This is a genomic window from Streptomyces boninensis, assembly GCF_048572725.1.
In the GTDB taxonomy this organism is placed as follows: domain Bacteria; phylum Actinomycetota; class Actinomycetes; order Streptomycetales; family Streptomycetaceae; genus Streptomyces; species Streptomyces boninensis.
This window is the reverse complement of record NZ_CP183837.1, coordinates 1,977,633-1,993,495: the sequence shown is the minus strand read 5'-3', so window position 1 is coordinate 1,993,495 and position 15,863 is coordinate 1,977,633. Positions and strand designations below refer to the sequence as shown.

10 protein-coding genes are annotated in these 15,863 nt (G+C 70.8%); 9 read left to right on the top strand and 1 reads right to left on the bottom strand.

Annotation, left to right across the window (positions count from 1 at the left end; translation table 11 throughout):
* Entirely contained in the window at positions 1-3,444 is a 3,444-nt protein-coding gene (locus ACNNMR_RS08935) for a phosphodiester glycosidase family protein (RefSeq protein WP_419993996.1), read from the top strand.
* 389 nt (positions 3,445-3,833) lie between these two features.
* Here ACNNMR_RS08935 and ACNNMR_RS08930 read toward each other — a convergent pair whose 3' ends face one another.
* Positions 3,834-4,763 (bottom strand): carbohydrate kinase family protein, encoded by a 930-nt coding sequence (locus ACNNMR_RS08930; protein ID WP_419993995.1) that lies wholly within the window; start codon positions 4,761-4,763, stop codon positions 3,834-3,836.
* 66 nt (positions 4,764-4,829) lie between these two features.
* Between ACNNMR_RS08930 and ACNNMR_RS08925 the strand changes: the two genes are divergently transcribed.
* The 8 genes from ACNNMR_RS08925 (at position 4,830) to ACNNMR_RS08890 (ending at position 15,857) form a co-directional block, all read left to right on the top strand.
* A complete protein-coding gene (locus tag ACNNMR_RS08925; protein WP_419993994.1) occupies positions 4,830-5,273 on the top strand; it encodes a Rieske (2Fe-2S) protein in 444 nt (147 codons plus the stop codon).
* Positions 5,274-5,313: 40 nt separating this feature from the next.
* Entirely contained in the window at positions 5,314-8,349 is a 3,036-nt protein-coding gene (locus tag ACNNMR_RS08920) for a helix-turn-helix transcriptional regulator (RefSeq protein WP_419993993.1), read from the top strand.
* Positions 8,350-8,410: 61 nt separating this feature from the next.
* Complete coding sequence (gene uvrC / locus ACNNMR_RS08915; RefSeq protein ID WP_419993992.1) at positions 8,411-10,375, top strand: excinuclease ABC subunit UvrC; 1,965 nt, start codon at positions 8,411-8,413, stop codon at positions 10,373-10,375.
* A gap of 24 nt (positions 10,376-10,399) precedes the next feature.
* Positions 10,400-11,356, top strand: a complete 957-nt coding sequence (gene rapZ, locus ACNNMR_RS08910) for an RNase adapter RapZ (RefSeq protein WP_419993991.1) — start codon at positions 10,400-10,402, stop codon at positions 11,354-11,356.
* 14 nt (positions 11,357-11,370) lie between these two features.
* Positions 11,371-12,408 carry a gluconeogenesis factor YvcK family protein gene (locus tag ACNNMR_RS08905; RefSeq protein WP_419993990.1) on the top strand — a complete coding sequence of 346 codons (1,038 nt, stop codon included), beginning with the start codon at positions 11,371-11,373 and terminating at the stop codon, positions 12,406-12,408.
* On the top strand, positions 12,399-13,376 hold the full coding sequence (gene whiA, locus ACNNMR_RS08900; RefSeq protein WP_419993989.1) for a DNA-binding protein WhiA: 978 nt from the start codon (positions 12,399-12,401) through the stop codon (positions 13,374-13,376). Before ACNNMR_RS08905 ends, whiA begins: the two co-directional genes overlap by 10 nt.
* 184 nt (positions 13,377-13,560) lie before the next feature.
* Positions 13,561-14,565, top strand: a complete 1,005-nt coding sequence (gap, locus tag ACNNMR_RS08895) for a type I glyceraldehyde-3-phosphate dehydrogenase (RefSeq protein ID WP_165242971.1) — start codon at positions 13,561-13,563, stop codon at positions 14,563-14,565.
* 80 nt (positions 14,566-14,645) lie between these two features.
* The gene (locus ACNNMR_RS08890) at positions 14,646-15,857 is read left to right on the top strand and encodes a phosphoglycerate kinase (protein ID WP_419993988.1); all 1,212 of its coding nucleotides are present in this window, start codon (positions 14,646-14,648) and stop codon (positions 15,855-15,857) included.
* The last annotated feature ends 6 nt before the right edge of the window (positions 15,858-15,863 follow it).

The following is a 15,863-nucleotide window of genomic DNA, read 5'->3' as shown; positions in this document are numbered from 1 at the left end:
ATGTCCCGAGGAGAAGCTGTGTCGCCAGAGGCGGGAAGACGCAGAAGAATTACGGCACTTGCCACCGCGGCCGCGCTGATCTTCGGCCTACCCGCGCTGACGGCAGCACCCGCACAAGCCGCCGACCCGCCACCACCCACCACGTTCACCATCGCCGACGGCGACGGCATGGACCTCGGCTCCCGCACCCGCCCGGTCGCCCCCGGCGTCGAGCTGACCTCCTTCAACCGCCTCGAGTCGGACAAGTGGCTGCGCGCCAACGCCCTCTCCGTCGACCTCGGCGGCAGCGCCAAGGTCGACTACCTCGCCGGCAAGGTCTCCGACCGCAAAACCGTCGCCACCCTCGCCAAAGAGCACGACCCGGGCCCCGGCCGCCGTACCGTCGCCGCCCTCAACGCCGACTTCTTCGACATCAACGAAACCGGCGCCCCCCTGGGCAACGGCCTCCGCGACGGCAAGCCCGTCCAGTCCCCGGCCGCCGGCGCCGAAGACGCGGTCGCCATCGGCCCGCAGAGCGCCGGCCGCATCCTCAAGCTCTACTTCGACGGCACCCTCACCCTCCCCTCCGGGGCCCGCAAGCTCGACTCGTTCAACGCCGCCAACGTCCCCGCCGCCGGCATAGGCGCGTACACCTCCCAATGGGGCGCCGCCGACCGCACCCTCACCACCGACGGAGCTACGAAGACCACCGAAGTCGCCGTCAAGGACGGCAAGGTGACGTCCATATCGGACAAGCCCGGCAGCGGCGAGATACCCGAGGACACCACCGTCTACATAGGCCGCGACGCCGGCGCCGACGCCCTCGCCACCCTCCGCGAAGGCGACCCGGTCTCGATGGAGTACCACCCGCGCACCGACGACAACTCGGAGATACCCCGCACGGCGGTCGGCGGCCGCGGCATCCTCGTCCTCAACGGCGAGGCGCAGAACTGGGAAGGCAAGCCCAACAACGCCTCCGCCGCCCGCACCGCGGTCGGCTTCTCCAAGGACGGCCGCACCATGCACGTCCTGTCCGTAGACGGCCGCTCCGGCGATACGGGCGGCGTCACGCTCACGGAGCTTGCGCTCATGCTGAAGAAGCTGGGCGCCTACAACGCCCTCAACCTCGACGGCGGCGGCTCCGCCACCCTCCTCGCCCGCGAGCCGGGCAGCGACGACCCCCAGTTGGAGAACACCCCGTCGGACGGCTTCGAACGCGACGTTCCCAACGGCCTCGCCGTCACCGCCCCCGACGGCAGCGGCAAACTCAAGGACCTCTGGGTCGCACCGGCCGCCGACGCGAAGTCCGCCCCCACCGCGGACCAGGTTCCGACCGCTCATCCCGACCGCGTCTTTCCGGGTCTGACCCGGAAGCTCGCTGCTGCGGGGTACGACGAGAGCTATGGCCCTGCGGCCAGCCGTCCTGTGTGGTACTCGAGCCGGCCTGACGTCGGTACGGTCACCCGCGACGGCGTCTTCAAGGCCCGCCGCGGCGGCAGCGCCAAGGTCACCGCGCGCCAGGGTGCCGCCGACGGGAGCACGCAGCTCACCGTCCTCGATGATCTGGACCGGGTCCGGCCTACGAACGACCGTGTCGGGCTCAAGGACAACAAGTCCGACAACACGTTCGGTGTGCTTGGCTACGACGCGCATGGCGCGAGCGCGCCGATTGACCCGGCGGATGTACGGCTTGAGTACGACGCGTCGCTCTTCGATATCAAGCCGGATCCGGCTACTGGCAGCTTCAAGGTCACCGCGAAGACCGCGGATGAATTCGCGTCCGGGCAGGTGAAGGCCACCGTGGCTGGGAAGGCGACGCTCCTTGCGGTCACCGTGGGCCTGCACGAGAAGCCGGTGGCCACGTACGACGACGCGGCGCAGTGGAAGTTCACGGCGGCCCGCGCGACCGGCGCCGTGGCGCCGCTTCCCGAGGGCCACACGGGTACCGGCCTGACGATGACGTACGACTTCACCCAGTCCACGGCGACGCGCGCCGCGTACGCCAACCCGCCGGCGGAGATCTCGGTTCCCGGCCAGCCGCAGTCCTTCGGCCTCTGGATCAAGGGCGACGGCAAGGGTGCCTGGCCGAGCCTCCACCTCAAGGACGCCAGCGGTACGACGCAGGTGCTGCGCGGCCCGCACATTGACTGGGAGGGCTGGAAGCAGGTCATCTTCGAGGTCCCGAGGGGCATCTCGTACCCCCTGAAGGTGGTCCGCTTCTACATTGCCGAGACGGTCCCTGCTCACCAGTACAAGAGCGAGATCGCGATCGATGAGCTGACGGCGCAGACGCCTCCGGACGTGGACCTACCGCCCGCGCCCACGGTGAAGGACCCGCTGGTCGGCACCCAGGCGCAGGCCGACGCGCGTGACTGGCGCTTCGCGGTGATGTCCGACGCGCAGTTCGTCGCCCGCGAGCCGGACAGCGACATCGTGAAGCAAGCGCGCAGGACGTTGCGCGAGATCAAGGCGGCGAAGCCGGAGTTCTTGTTGATCAATGGCGACCTCGTGGACGAGGGCTCACCGGCGGATCTGACCTTTGCGCATAACCTCCTTAAGGAGGAGCTGGGTGACTCCGTGCCCTGGCGGTACGTGCCCGGGAATCACGAGGTGATGGGCGGCAAGATCGACAACTTCGTGAAGGAATTCGGGCCCGCGCAGCAGGTCTTCGACCACAAGGGCACGCGCTTCCTCACGCTGGACACGTCTTCCCTTACGCTCCGCGGCGGTGGTTACGCCCAGATCCAGCAGCTGCGCAAGCAGCTCGATGCGGCGAAGAGTGACCCGTCCGTGTCGTCGGTGACGGTGGTGGAGCATGTGCCGCCGCGCGATCCGACGCCGCAGAAGGGGAGCCAGCTGACGGATCGCAAGGAAGCGGATCTGCTGGAGAAGTGGCTGACGGACTTCCAGCGTTCGACGGGTAAGGGGGCGGCGTTCATCGGCGCCCACGTCGGCACGTTCGACGCGGCGCGCGTCGATGGGGTCCCGTACCTGATCAATGGCAACTCCGGGAAGAATCCGGCTACGCCGGCTGCCGAGGGCGGCTTCACGGGGTGGTCGCTGCTCGGGGCGGATCGGGTGTCGCCGGTGGAGCAGGTGCTGCATCGGTTGCGTCCGTGGCGCGGGGGGCCGGACTGGATTACGGCGCAAGTGCGGCCGCATGTGGATGGCTTGGCGCTCTCGGCGCCGGAAACGCTTGGCGTGGGGGCCAAGGCGGAGGCATCGGCGGCGGTGTCGCAGCAGATTGGGTCTGCGACCCGTGAGGTTCCGGTGGCTTGGCCGGTGAGTGCGGACTGGTCGGGGTCGCCGAATGTGTTCGTCGGGGCGCCGTCGCGGGCTCCGGCGACGGCGATCGCGGCGTACGAGCCGGCTACGGGTGAGCTGACCGGGCTCCGCGCTGGTGAGGGGCGTCTTGCGGTGACGGTGAATGGGGAGGTGGCGTCGCAGGCGGTCACCGTTCGGTGAGTTCGCGCCTGCGGCGCGGCATCCGAGCTTCGCTCGGAATCCTCAAGCGCCGGATGGGCTTGGGGTGGGTGGGCCGGGCCGAGTTCCGCGACACTACCGAAGAAAACCTCTGTGGTCGGCCAAGTACGTTCCGGGGTTTTCTTCGGCGGCGTCGCTCCACTCGGCCCTCCTCCCGGAGGGGGAGTTCGGCCTGGGTTTTGCCCTGGCTTCGCCTGGGTTGATCTCTCCCTACGGGAGGAGGGCCGAGTGGAGCGACGCCGCCGAAAAAACCCAGCACCGGGCGGTGGTGGACCACCGCGTTTTTTCGGTGGTGTCGTGGAACTCGGACCGGCCCACCCACGATCAAGCCGGTCCGGCGCTTGAGGACTCCGTGGCGAAGCCACAGGATGCTACGAACGCAACTCCGACGCGAACGGCGGCCGCGCCCCCGGGCGCGAACACGTCACCGCCGCGGCCCGCGCTGCGAAGCGCAGCAACTCGTCCCAGCCCTCCGCCCCCAACCCCCGCACACCCTCGCGCGACAGCGCACCCCGCTCGCCAAGCCCATGCAGCAGCGCCGCATTCACCGTGTCACCCGCGCCAATCGTGTCGACAACCTCCACCGCCACCCCGCCAACCTCATGCACTCCGCCAGGAGTCACGGCCGCCAGGCCATCGCCGCCGCGCGTCAAAACAACCACCTCAGGCCCGAAGGCCAGCCACTCCTTAGCCGCAGCAAGCACGGACCGGCCAGGCGCCAGCCACTCCGCATCGTCGACCGACAGCTTCAGCATCGCCACATCCGGCAGCCATGACCGGAACCGCTCCCGATACGCCTCCGCATCCGGGATCAGCCCATCCCGAATATTCGGGTCGAGCAGCGTAAACACCCCCCGCGCGGCCTCCCGCCGCAGCATCGCCTCATACGCACTAGCCCCGGGCTCAAGCACCATCGAACATGTCCCGACACACACCGCCTGTGTGTCGGCGGGCAGCGCCGAAGGCAGCGCGAAGAGCCGGTCGGCCGTGCCCTGCACGTAGAAGCTGTACGACGCCGAGCCGTCCGCCGCCAGGCCCGGCACGGTCAGCGTCGACGGCTCGTCGCCGCGCTGCAGCAGCGAGATGTCGACGCCCGCCTCGCGCAGCCCGGCGACCAGCGACTCGCCGAAGGTGTCCGTGGACACGCGTGAGCAGTACGCCACGGACGCGCCGAGCCGGCCGAGGGCCACCGCCGTGTTGTACGGGCCGCCGCCGCGGGCGGGGCGCAGCAGGGGCTGTCCGTCTGGGGCGACACCGCCGGGGACCAGGTCAATGAATGCTTCTCCGCCTACCACGATCACCCGCCCAGTATCGTCGTACGGGCCGGTGGCACCACCCCCACACGTAAACAGGAGCGCCTCACCCTCATGTCCCGCAGCCAGCAGCCGAACCCCGCCCGCCGCACCGTCCTCGGCACCGCCGCCGCGCTGGCCGGCACCGCCGCCCTGAGCGCCTGCGGGCAGGAGGACGGGTCGGCCGGGCAAGTGCAGGGCGAGGGCAGCGGCAAGGCTGCCGATCCCACCCCCACGGATCTTGGCCCCGAGTCCGCGGCCCCGGAGAAGGGCGCGAAGATCTTCAAGCAGCAGAAGGTCGTGCTCGTACGCGAGGCAGGTGGTGGCCTGAAGGGCTTCTCCGCCGTGTGTACGCACCAGGGGTGCACGATCACCAACGTCAAGGGCGAGGAACTGGTCTGCCCGTGTCACGGCAGCCGCTTTGACACCGCAAGTGGCAAGCCCACGCATGGCCCCGCCCAGGTGCCGCTGAAGGAGGTCCCGGTGAAGGTCGAGGGCGGAAAGATCATCGCTGGTTAAACCCGGCCGCAATGTCGGTGGCGCGTGTAAAGATGGCCACGTGCCGCAGCTGACAGCGTTCGATGCCCCGCTGGTCGGCCGGGAGGGAGAGCTCACCCGGCTCACCGGCCTGCTGGAGCGCGCCCGGGCCGGGGAGGCCAGGGCGCTGGTGATCGCGGGGGATGCGGGGGTCGGCAAGAGCCGGCTGCTCGGTGAGGCGGCGGACCGGGCCGCGGGCGAGGGGATGACGGTCTTCACCGGGCAGTGTGTCGATCTCGGTGATGTGGGGCTGCCGTATCTGCCGTTCACGGAGATTCTGCGTGCCCTGAGCGCCGACGGGCGCTTCGCGGAGGCGCTCGCCTCGCATCCGGCCGTGGACCGGCTGCTCGGGCAGGGGCCGGGGGCGGGGCCCGCGGACAGCGGTGCCGAGCGGATGTCGTTCTTCGAGGATCTTGCCGCGCTGCTTGCCGATCTGGGCGCCGTGGCGCCGCTGCTGCTGGTGATCGAGGATCTGCACTGGGCGGATCAGTCCACCCGTGACCTGCTTCGTTTCCTGCTCAGCCGCGCGGTGCTGCAGCGGCCTGCTGCGGGCGGTGCGCAGACCCATCGGCTGGCCATCTTCGCCACGTACCGGAGCGACGACCTGCACCGCCGCCATCCGCTGCGGCCGCTGCTCGCCGAGCTGGTCCGGCTGCCGGGCGTGGAGCGGCTGGAGCTGGCGCCGCTGTCCGATGATGCGGTGGGCCGGCTGGTCAAGGAGCTGCACGGGGGGCGGGGTGGATCGCTCGCTGCGGAGACGGTGCGCAGCATCGTGGAGCGGGCCGAGGGCAATGCGTTCTATGCGGAGGAGCTGCTGGCCGCGGCGGCGGATGGTGGTGCGCTGCCCAGCGGGCTCGCTGATGTGCTGCTGATCCGGCTGGAGCAGCTGTCCGGCACGTCGCAGCAGGTGCTGCGCACGGCGGCCGTTGCCGGGCGGAGGGTGAGTCATGAGTTGCTGCGCGAGGCTGCCGATCTGCCCGACAGTGAGTTGGAGCCTGCGCTGCGGGAGGCCATCGGGCATCAGCTGCTCGTCTCCGGCGAGCGTGATACGTACACCTTCCGGCACGCGCTCATCCGTGAGGCGGTCTACGAGGATCTGCTGCCGGGTGAACGGGTGCGGCTGCACGGTGTGTTCGCGAAGCTGCTGGAGGGGCGGGGGCGGCCGGGGCAGTATGCCGCCGAGCGGGCGCATCATGCGCAGGCCAGCCATGATCTGCCCGGCGCGCTGACCGCGTCTCTGGAGGCCGCCGATCATGCGCAGGCGGTCGGGGCGCCGGCCGAGGAGCTGCGGCATGTTGAGGCGGCGCTGGACCTGTTCCGGTCCGTGGAGCCCGCGTTGCGGCCCGAGGGGCTGCGGGAGGTGCCGCTGACGTTGCGCGCTTCCGGTGCGGCGGCGCGGGCGGGGGAGGCGCATCGGGCGGTGGGGCTGACGCGGGATGCGCTGGCCCGGCTGGGGTCCGACAGTGACGCCGAGTTGGCGGCGCGGGTGCGCTATACGCTGGCCGGCAATCTGATTCGTACGGACCATCTCAAGGACGCGTTTCGCTATAGCTCGGAGGCGCTCGCCCTCATCCCCGCCGACCCCCCGAACCGCACCTGGGTCTGGGCGGCGGCCACGCATGTGATGGCGGCGAACCAGGTCGGCGATCTGGAGACGGCCCAGCGCGTCGGCCGGCAGGCCCTCGAGGTGGCCGAGCAGCTCGGCGTCGCCGACGCCCAGGCCGACCTGATCATCTCCCTCGAGTTCCGTACGAAGTCCAACCGGCGCACCCCCGAGGGCCGGCGCGAGATCCAGCGGGCCTGCGACCTCGCCCGCAGCGCCGGAAACGCCGCGATTGAGCTGCGGGCGCTGTTCAACCTCGCCATCGGCAGTTACGAGGCGGGCGAGCTCGAGCAGTGCCTGCGCTGGCTCAATGAGGGCCGGGAGCGCGCCCGCAGCCTGGGCCTGATCTCCTCGCCGTACTCACTGGAGATGCGCTATCTGCACCTCCTCGTGCTCTACACCACGGGCCGCTGGGACGACTGCCTGGCGGCGGCCGACGCGGACACCGAGCGGCTGCCCGCCGCCGGCGGTTTCGTCGCGGGCCCCGCGCTGTGGGTGGCGGCGGCCCGCGGCGCGGAAGACGCCGTCGACCGGGCCCAGGTGCTGCTCAATGGCCCCTTCGACTGGATGGCCGCGCTGGTCGGCCATGTCGTCCTGATCGACCACGCCGCGCGGCACGAGGGCCCCGAGGAGACCATGGTCCGGCTCCGGGCCGGCGTGGCCGCGCTGGCCGAGGAGGGCGCCGCGGAGGCGGACCCCGACGCCACCGCCCGCCTCGCCGAGGAAGGCGAGACCGAATCGTCGGACGTCAATGTCAGGCTGGGCGCTCTCGCCCTCGCCGCGGTCGCCGATGCCGCCGCCGAGGCCCGGCTCACGGGTGACGAGGCCGCGGCCGCCCGGTGGACCGGGAAGGCGGCCGAGCTGGCCGAGATGGCCCGGAGGTCCGCGGAGCGCGGCGTGTTCAGCGAGGAGCCGCAGGGGCCGGAGGGGCAGGCCTGGCTGATACGGGCACAGGCCGAGCAGGCCCGTGCCGAGGGGGCGCCGGCGGCCGCGCTGTGGGAGCGGGCCGTCGCGGCGTTCGGCGGGCTCGGGGACGTATACGAGGAGGCCCGCTGCGAGCGGCGGCTGGCCGAGGCGCTGCTCGCCGAGGACCGGCGGGACGAGGCGGCCGAGGCCGCGTCCGCGGCCCGTACGACCGCGGCCGCGCTGCGCGCCGCGCCGCTGCTCGCCGACATCGACGCGCTGATCCGCCGCGGCCGCCTCGGCGGCGCCGGCGAGGCGGCCGCCGCCGAGCGCGAGGCCGTGCTCACCGCCCGGGAGCGCGATGTGCTGCAGCTGCTCGCCCGCGGCCGCACCAACCGGCAGATCGGCGAGGAGCTGTACATCAGCGGCAAGACCGCGAGCGTCCACGTCTCCAACATCCTTGCCAAGCTGGGCGCCGCGAGCCGCACGGAAGCGGTCTCCGTCGCCTATCGCGAAGGCATGATCGAGCGGGAGACGCAGGCCGGAAGCTGAGGCCGGATGGGCGCCCCACCGGCCCATCCGGGTTGTCCCCGCTGACCAGTAGGGTGGCTGCATGGCCGATCCCTCCACCTACCGTCCCAAGCCCGGGCAGATCCCCGACTCGCCTGGGGTGTACCGGTTCCGGGACGAGCACCGCCGGGTGATCTATGTCGGCAAGGCCAAGAGCCTCCGCCAGCGCCTGTCGTCCTACTTCCAGGACATCACCAATCTCCACCAGCGGACCCGCACGATGGTCACCACCGCCGCCTCCGTCGAGTGGACCGTGGTCTCCACGGAGGTCGAGGCGCTGCAGCTGGAGTATTCCTGGATCAAGGAGTACGACCCCCGTTTCAACGTCAAGTACCGCGACGACAAGAGCTATCCGTCGCTGGCCGTCACGATGAACGAGGAGTTCCCGCGGGTCCAGGTCATGCGCGGCCCCAAGCGGAAGGGCGTGCGCTATTTCGGCCCGTACGCCCATGCCTGGGCCATCCGCGAGACCGTCGACCTGATGCTCCGCGCCTTTCCCGTACGGACCTGCTCCAAGGGCGTCTTCAAGCGCTCGCAGCAGATCGGCCGCCCCTGCCTGCTCGGCTACATCGGCAAGTGCTCCGCCCCCTGCGTCGGCCGGGTCACGGAGGAAGAGCACCGCGAACTGGCCGAGGAATTCTGCGACTTCATGGCCGGGCGTACGGGCACGTACATCAAGCGCCTGGAGCGGCAGATGCAGGACGCCGCCGAGGAGATGGAGTACGAGAAGGCCGCCCGGCTGCGCGATGACATCGGTGCGCTGAAGAGCGCCCTGGAGAAGAACGCCGTCGTCCTCACCGACGCCACCGACGCCGACCTCATCGCCGTCGCCGAGGACGAGCTGGAGGCGGCGGTGCAGATCTTCCACGTGCGCGGCGGCCGGGTGCGCGGCCAGCGCGGCTGGGTCACCGACAAGGTCGAGGCGGTCGACACCGCGGGCCTCGTCGAGCACGCCCTGCAGCAGCTCTATGGCGAGGAGACCGGCGACGCCATCCCCAAGGAGGTCCTGGTCCCGGCCGTCCCCGAGCCGGCCGCGCCGATACGGGCCTGGCTCGAGGAGCGCCGCGGCGCCCGCGTCGACCTGCGCATCCCGCAGCGCGGCGACAAGCGCGCCCTGATGGAGACCGTGCAGCGCAACGCCCAGCAGGCCCTGGTGCTGCACAAGACCAAGCGCGCCTCCGACCTCACCACCCGCTCGCGCGCCCTGGAGGAGATCGCCGAGGCGCTGGAGCTGGACTCGGCGCCGCTGCGCATCGAGTGCTTCGACATCTCGCATCTGCAGGGCGACGACGTGGTGGCGTCCATGGTCGTCTTCGAGGACGGGCTGGCCCGGAAGAGCGAATACCGCCGCTTCGAGATCAAGTCCTTCGAGGGCCAGGACGACGTACGGGCCATGCACGAGGTGCTGACCCGCCGCTTCAAGCGCTACCTGGCCGCCGCGCAGCGCTCGGGGGAGTGGGTGGACGAGGACGGCGCCGACGCTCGTGACGCCGAGACCGGCCGCCCCAAGAAGTTCGCGTACCCGCCGCAGCTCGTCGTCGTGGACGGCGGGCAGCCGCAGGTCGCCGCCGCGCAGAAGGCGCTCGACGAGCTCGGCATCGACGACGTCGCCGTATGCGGCCTGGCCAAGCGCCTGGAGGAGGTCTGGGTGCCGGGGCAGGACGATCCGGTGGTGCTGCCGCGCACCTCCGAGGGGCTGTACATGCTCCAGCGGGTGCGCGACGAGGCGCACCGTTTCGCGATCCAGTACCAGCGCAAGAAGCGCGCCAAGAGCTTCCGCGCCGGGCCTCTCGACGAGGTGCAGGGCCTCGGCGAAGCCCGTAAGAAGGCGCTGCTCAAGCACTTCGGTTCACTGAAGCGGCTGCGGGCTGCGACCCTTGACCAGATCTGCGAGGTGCCCGGCATCGGCCGTAAGACCGCGGAGACGATCGCGGTGGCGCTGGCGCAGGCCGCGCCCGCGGGACCGGCGGTCAACACCGCCACCGGCGAGATCATTGAGGAAGACTGAGTCAAAAAGGACATCGGGGGCACCATGGGCGAGCAGCACGAAGAGCAGGACCAGCAAGGCAAGGGTGAAGATCAGGTGAGTACAGGCACGTCGATCGAGGCCGGCGAGGCAGCCGAGGCCGCCATCCCGGAGCTGGTGATCATCTCCGGCATGTCGGGGGCGGGCCGCTCCACGGCGGCGAAGTGCCTGGAGGACCTCGGCTGGTTCGTGGTGGACAATCTGCCGCCTGCCCTGATCCCCACGATGGTGGACCTCGGCGCCCGCTCGCAGGGCAATGTGGCCCGTATCGCGGTGGTGGTGGACGTCCGCGGCCGGCGCTTCTTCGACAATCTGAAGGAGTCCCTCGCCGACCTCAAGGCGAAGGCCGTCACCCGCAGAATCGTCTTCCTGGAGGCCTCCGACGAGGCCCTGGTCCGCCGCTTCGAGTCGGTCCGCCGCCCGCACCCACTGCAGGGCGACGGCCGCATCGTCGACGGCATCGCCGCCGAGCGGGACCTGCTGCGGGAGCTGCGCGGTGACGCGGACCTGGTGATCGACACGTCCAGCCTGAATGTGCACGAGCTGCGCGCCAAGATGGACGCCCAGTTCGCCGGCGAGGACGAGCCGGAGCTGCGCGCGACCGTCATGTCGTTCGGCTACAAGTACGGGCTTCCCGTCGACGCCGACCTGGTCGTCGACTGCCGCTTCCTGCCGAACCCGCACTGGGTGCCGGAGCTGCGCCCGTACACCGGGCTCAATGACGAGGTGTCGCAGTACGTCTTCAACCAGCCCGGCGCCAAGGAGTTCCTCGACCGGTACGCCGAGCTGCTCCGCCTCATCGCCACCGGCTACCGCCGCGAGGGCAAGCGCTATGTGACCGTCGCCGTCGGCTGCACCGGGGGCAAGCACCGCTCCGTCGCCATGTCCGAGAAGCTGGCCCGCCGCCTGGCCTCCGACGGCGTCGAGACCGTCGTCGTGCACCGCGACATGGGCCGCGAGTGACTCAAGGCCCTCGCATGACCCGTATCTCCGCCAAGATCCCGAACGGCCGGACGCTGCGGCTCCGCCGCCGCGGGACCGGCCGCTGGGGCGCGCAGCCCAAGGTCGTCGCCCTCGGCGGCGGCATGGGCCTGTCCGCGTCCCTCGCCGCGCTGCGCCGGATCACCGGCGACCTCACCGCCGTCGTCACGGTCGCCGACGACGGCGGCTCCAGCGGCCGGCTGCGCGACGAGCTCGGCGTGCTGCCGCCCGGCGACCTGCGCAAGGCCCTGGCCGCCCTGTGCGGCGACGACGACTGGGGCCAGACCTGGTCAGAGGTCATCCAGCACCGCTTCGTCTCCAAGGGCGACCTGCACGACCACGCGGTCGGCAATCTGCTGATCGTCGCCCTGTGGGAGCAGCTCGGCGACCACGTCCAGGCGCTCGACCTGGTCGGCAAGCTGCTCGGCGCGCAGGGGCGGGTGCTGCCGATGTCGGCCGTACCGCTGGAGCTGCAGGCGCTTGTGCGTGGACATGACCAGGAGAAGCCCGACGAGATCAGTACGGTCCGTGGCCAGGCGAACGTGGCCCTGACCCACGGCGAAGTCCAGCAGGTGCACCTGGATCCGCACGACCCGCCGGCCGTGCCGGAGGTGATCGAGGCCGTCATGGAGGCGGACTGGGTGGTGCTCGGCCCGGGCTCCTGGTTCTCGTCCGTGATCCCGCATCTGCTGGTCCCGGACCTGCTCGGCGCGCTCACCGAGACCCGGGCCCGTAAGGTCCTCTCGCTGAACCTGGCCCCCCAGCCCGGAGAAACGGAAGGATTTTCCCCGCAACGTCATTTGGATGTTTTGCGGCGACACGCCCCTAAACTCGCCTTCGACGTGGTGCTGGCCGACGAGGATGCAGTGCCGGACGGCGAGCGGCTGAAGAAGGCCGCCGAGGCACTCGGCGCCTCGGTCGAGCTGGCCGGGGTCGCGGCCCCCGACGGCAGCCCGAGGCATGACCCGGAGCTGCTGGCCGCAGCGTACGACCGGATTTTTCGGATGCATGGAAGGATCGGCCCATGGCGATGACGGCAGCGGTGAAGGATGAGATCTCCCGGCTCCCCGTCACCCGGACGTGCTGCCGGAAGTCGGAGGTCTCCTCGACGCTCCGGTTTGCCGGCGGCCTCCACCTGGTCAGCGGGCGGATCGTGATCGAGGCCGAGCTGGACCAGACGTTCGCCGCTCGCCGCCTGAAGAAGGACATCCTGGAGATCTTCGGGCACAGCTCGGAGCTCATCGTGATGGCCCCGGGCGGCCTGCGCCGCGGCAGCCGGTACGTGATCCGGGTGGTCGCGGGCGGCGACCAGCTGGCCCGGCAGACCGGCCTCGTCGACGGCCGCGGCCGCCCCATCCGCGGGCTGCCCCCGCAGGTCGTCTCCGGCGCCACCTGCGACGCCGAGGCCGCCTGGCGCGGCGCCTTCCTCGCCCACGGCTCGCTTACGGAACCGGGCCGCTCGTCGTCGCTCGAGGTCACGTGCCCGGGCCCGGAGGCCGCGCTCGCCCTGGTCGGCGCCGCCCGCCGGCTCGGCATCCCCGCCAAGGCCCGCGAGGTCCGCGGCGTCGACCGTGTCGTCGTACGGGACGGGGACGCCATCGGCGCCCTCCTCACCCGTCTGGGCGCACACGAGTCGGTGCTGGCCTGGGAGGAGCGCCGGATGCGCCGCGAGGTCCGGGCCACCGCCAACCGCCTCGCCAACTTCGACGACGCCAACCTGCGCCGCTCCGCCCGCGCCGCCGTGGCCGCGGGCGCCCGGGTGCAGCGGGCGCTGGAGATCCTCGCCGAGGACGTACCGGAGCACCTGGCGGCCGCCGGCCGGCTGCGCATGGACCACAAGCAGGCCTCCCTGGAGGAGCTCGGCGCCCTCGCCGACCCGCCGCTGACCAAGGACGCGGTCGCGGGCCGGATCCGCCGGCTGCTGGCCATGGCCGACAAGAAGGCTTCTGACCTGGGGATTCCTGGGACGGAGTCGAATCTGACGGAGGAAATGGTCGGCTGAGGCCCGACCGAGGCGCGGCTGAGCCCGGCCGCGCCGCACCCGCCGGCGGCTACTCGCTGGTAGCCCGTCCCCCGATTCCAGGTTGGCAGCCCATCAGCGGTAGGGTCGGGATTGGTCGGGGACATCCCATATACATCCGCGCCGGGCCGCGACGCCCCGGCGAACCCAACGAGGAGATCGGTTCGTGACGATCCGCGTAGGCATCAACGGCTTCGGCCGCATCGGCCGCAACTACTTCCGTGCGCTCAAGGAGCAGGGTGCGGACATCGAGGTCGTTGCCGTCAACGACCTGGGTGACACCGCGACCACCGCGCACCTGCTGAAGTACGACACGATCCTCGGCAAGTTCAAGGGCGAGGTGACCCACACCGCCGACACGATCACCGTCGACGGCCACACCATCAAGGTGCTGTCCGAGCGCGACCCGGCCCAGATCCCGTGGGGCGACCTGGGTGTCGACGTGGTGATCGAGTCGACCGGCATCTTCACCAAGAAGGCCGACGCCGAGAAGCACATCGCCGGCGGCGCCAAGAAGGTCCTCATCTCGGCTCCGGCCAAGGACGAGGACATCACCATCGTGATGGGCGTCAATCAGGACCAGTACGACCCGGCGAACCACCACGTCATCTCGAACGCCTCCTGCACCACCAACTGTGTGGCGCCGATGGCCAAGGTCCTCGACGAGAACTTCGGCATCGTCAAGGGCATGATGACGACCGTCCACGCGTACACGAACGACCAGCGCATCCTGGACTTCCCGCACAAGGACCTGCGCCGCGCCCGCGCCGCCGCGGAGAACATCATCCCGACCACGACCGGTGCCGCGAAGGCCACCGCCCTGGTCCTCCCGCAGCTCAAGGGCAAGCTCGACGGCATCGCGATGCGCGTCCCGGTCCCCACCGGCTCCGTGACCGACCTGGTCATCGAGCTGGACCGCGAGGTCACCGCGGAGGAGGTCAACGCCGCCTTCAAGAAGGCCGCGGACGGCCAGCTGCAGGGCATCCTCGAGTACACCGAGGACCCGATCGTCTCCTCCGACATCGTCAACACCCCGCCGTCCTGCACCTTCGACTCGCTGCTGACGATGGCCCAGGGCAAGCAGGTCAAGATCGTCGGCTGGTACGACAACGAGTGGGGCTACTCCAACCGCCTGGTGGACCTGACGACCTTCGTCGGCAACCAGCTCTGATCGCTGCGCGATCCCAGTGCCGGTGATGAGGCCCGCCGCTCCGGCGGCGGGCCTCTTCCTTCTGTGAAGCTGGAGTGCTCATGAAAACGATCCAGGATCTGCTCAGCGACGGCGTCGCGGGCAAGCGCGTGTTCGTACGCGCAGACCTCAATGTCCCGCTCGACGGCGACAAGATCACCGACGACGGCCGCGCCCGCGCCGTCACCCCGACGATCGCCGCGCTCGCCGACGCCGGCGCCCGCGTGATCGTCGCCTCCCACCTCGGCCGCCCGAAGGGCGCGCCCGACCCGCAGTTCTCCCTCGCCCCCGTCGCCAAGCGGCTGGGCGAGCTCCTCGGCCGGCCGGTGGCGTTCGCCACCGACACGGTCGGCGAGAGCGCGAAGGCCACCGTCGCCTCCCTCGGCGACGGCGAGGTCACGCTGCTCGAGAACCTGCGGTTCAACCCCGGCGAGACGAGCAAGGACGACGCCGAACGCGGCGCCTTCGCCGACCAGCTCGCCGAGCTGGCCGACGTCTACGTCGGGGACGGCTTCGGCGCCGTGCACCGTAAGCACGCCTCGGTGTACGACCTGCCGGCCCGCCTCCCGCACGCCGTCGGCTACCTCATCGAGAACGAGGTGACGGTCCTCAAGAAGCTGACGGAGGACGTCAAGCGCCCGTACGCGGTCGTCCTCGGCGGCGCCAAGGTCTCCGACAAGCTCGGCGTCATCGACCACCTGCTGGAGAAGGCCGACCGCATCCTCATCGGCGGCGGCATGGCGTACACCTTCCTCAAGGCCCAGGGCCACGAGGTCGGCAAGAGCCTGCTCCAGGAGGACCAGATCCCGACCGTCAAGGACTACCTGGACCGGGCGAAGGCGCGCGGCGTGGAGTTCGTGCTCCCGGTCGACGTCGTAGCCGCCCCGGAATTCCCGGACCTGAAGGCGCAGGCCCCGACGAACCCGACCACGGTGGCCGCGGACGCGATCCCGGCCGACCTGGAGGGCCTGGACATCGGCCCGGAGTCCGGCAAGCTCTTCGCCTCGAAGATCGCCGATGCGGCCACCGTCTTCTGGAACGGCCCCATGGGCGTCTTCGAGCACCCGGACTACGCTCAGGGCACTGCCGCGGTCGCGCAGGCGCTCATCGACTCCGATGCCTTTACGGTCGTCGGCGGCGGTGACTCCGCGGCAGCCGTCCGCATCCTGGGCTTCGACGAGACGAAGTTCGGCCACATCTCGACCGGCGGCGGCGCCAGCCTCGAATACCTCGAGGGCAAGACGCTCCCCGGCCTCGCCGCACTGGAGGACTGACCCCAC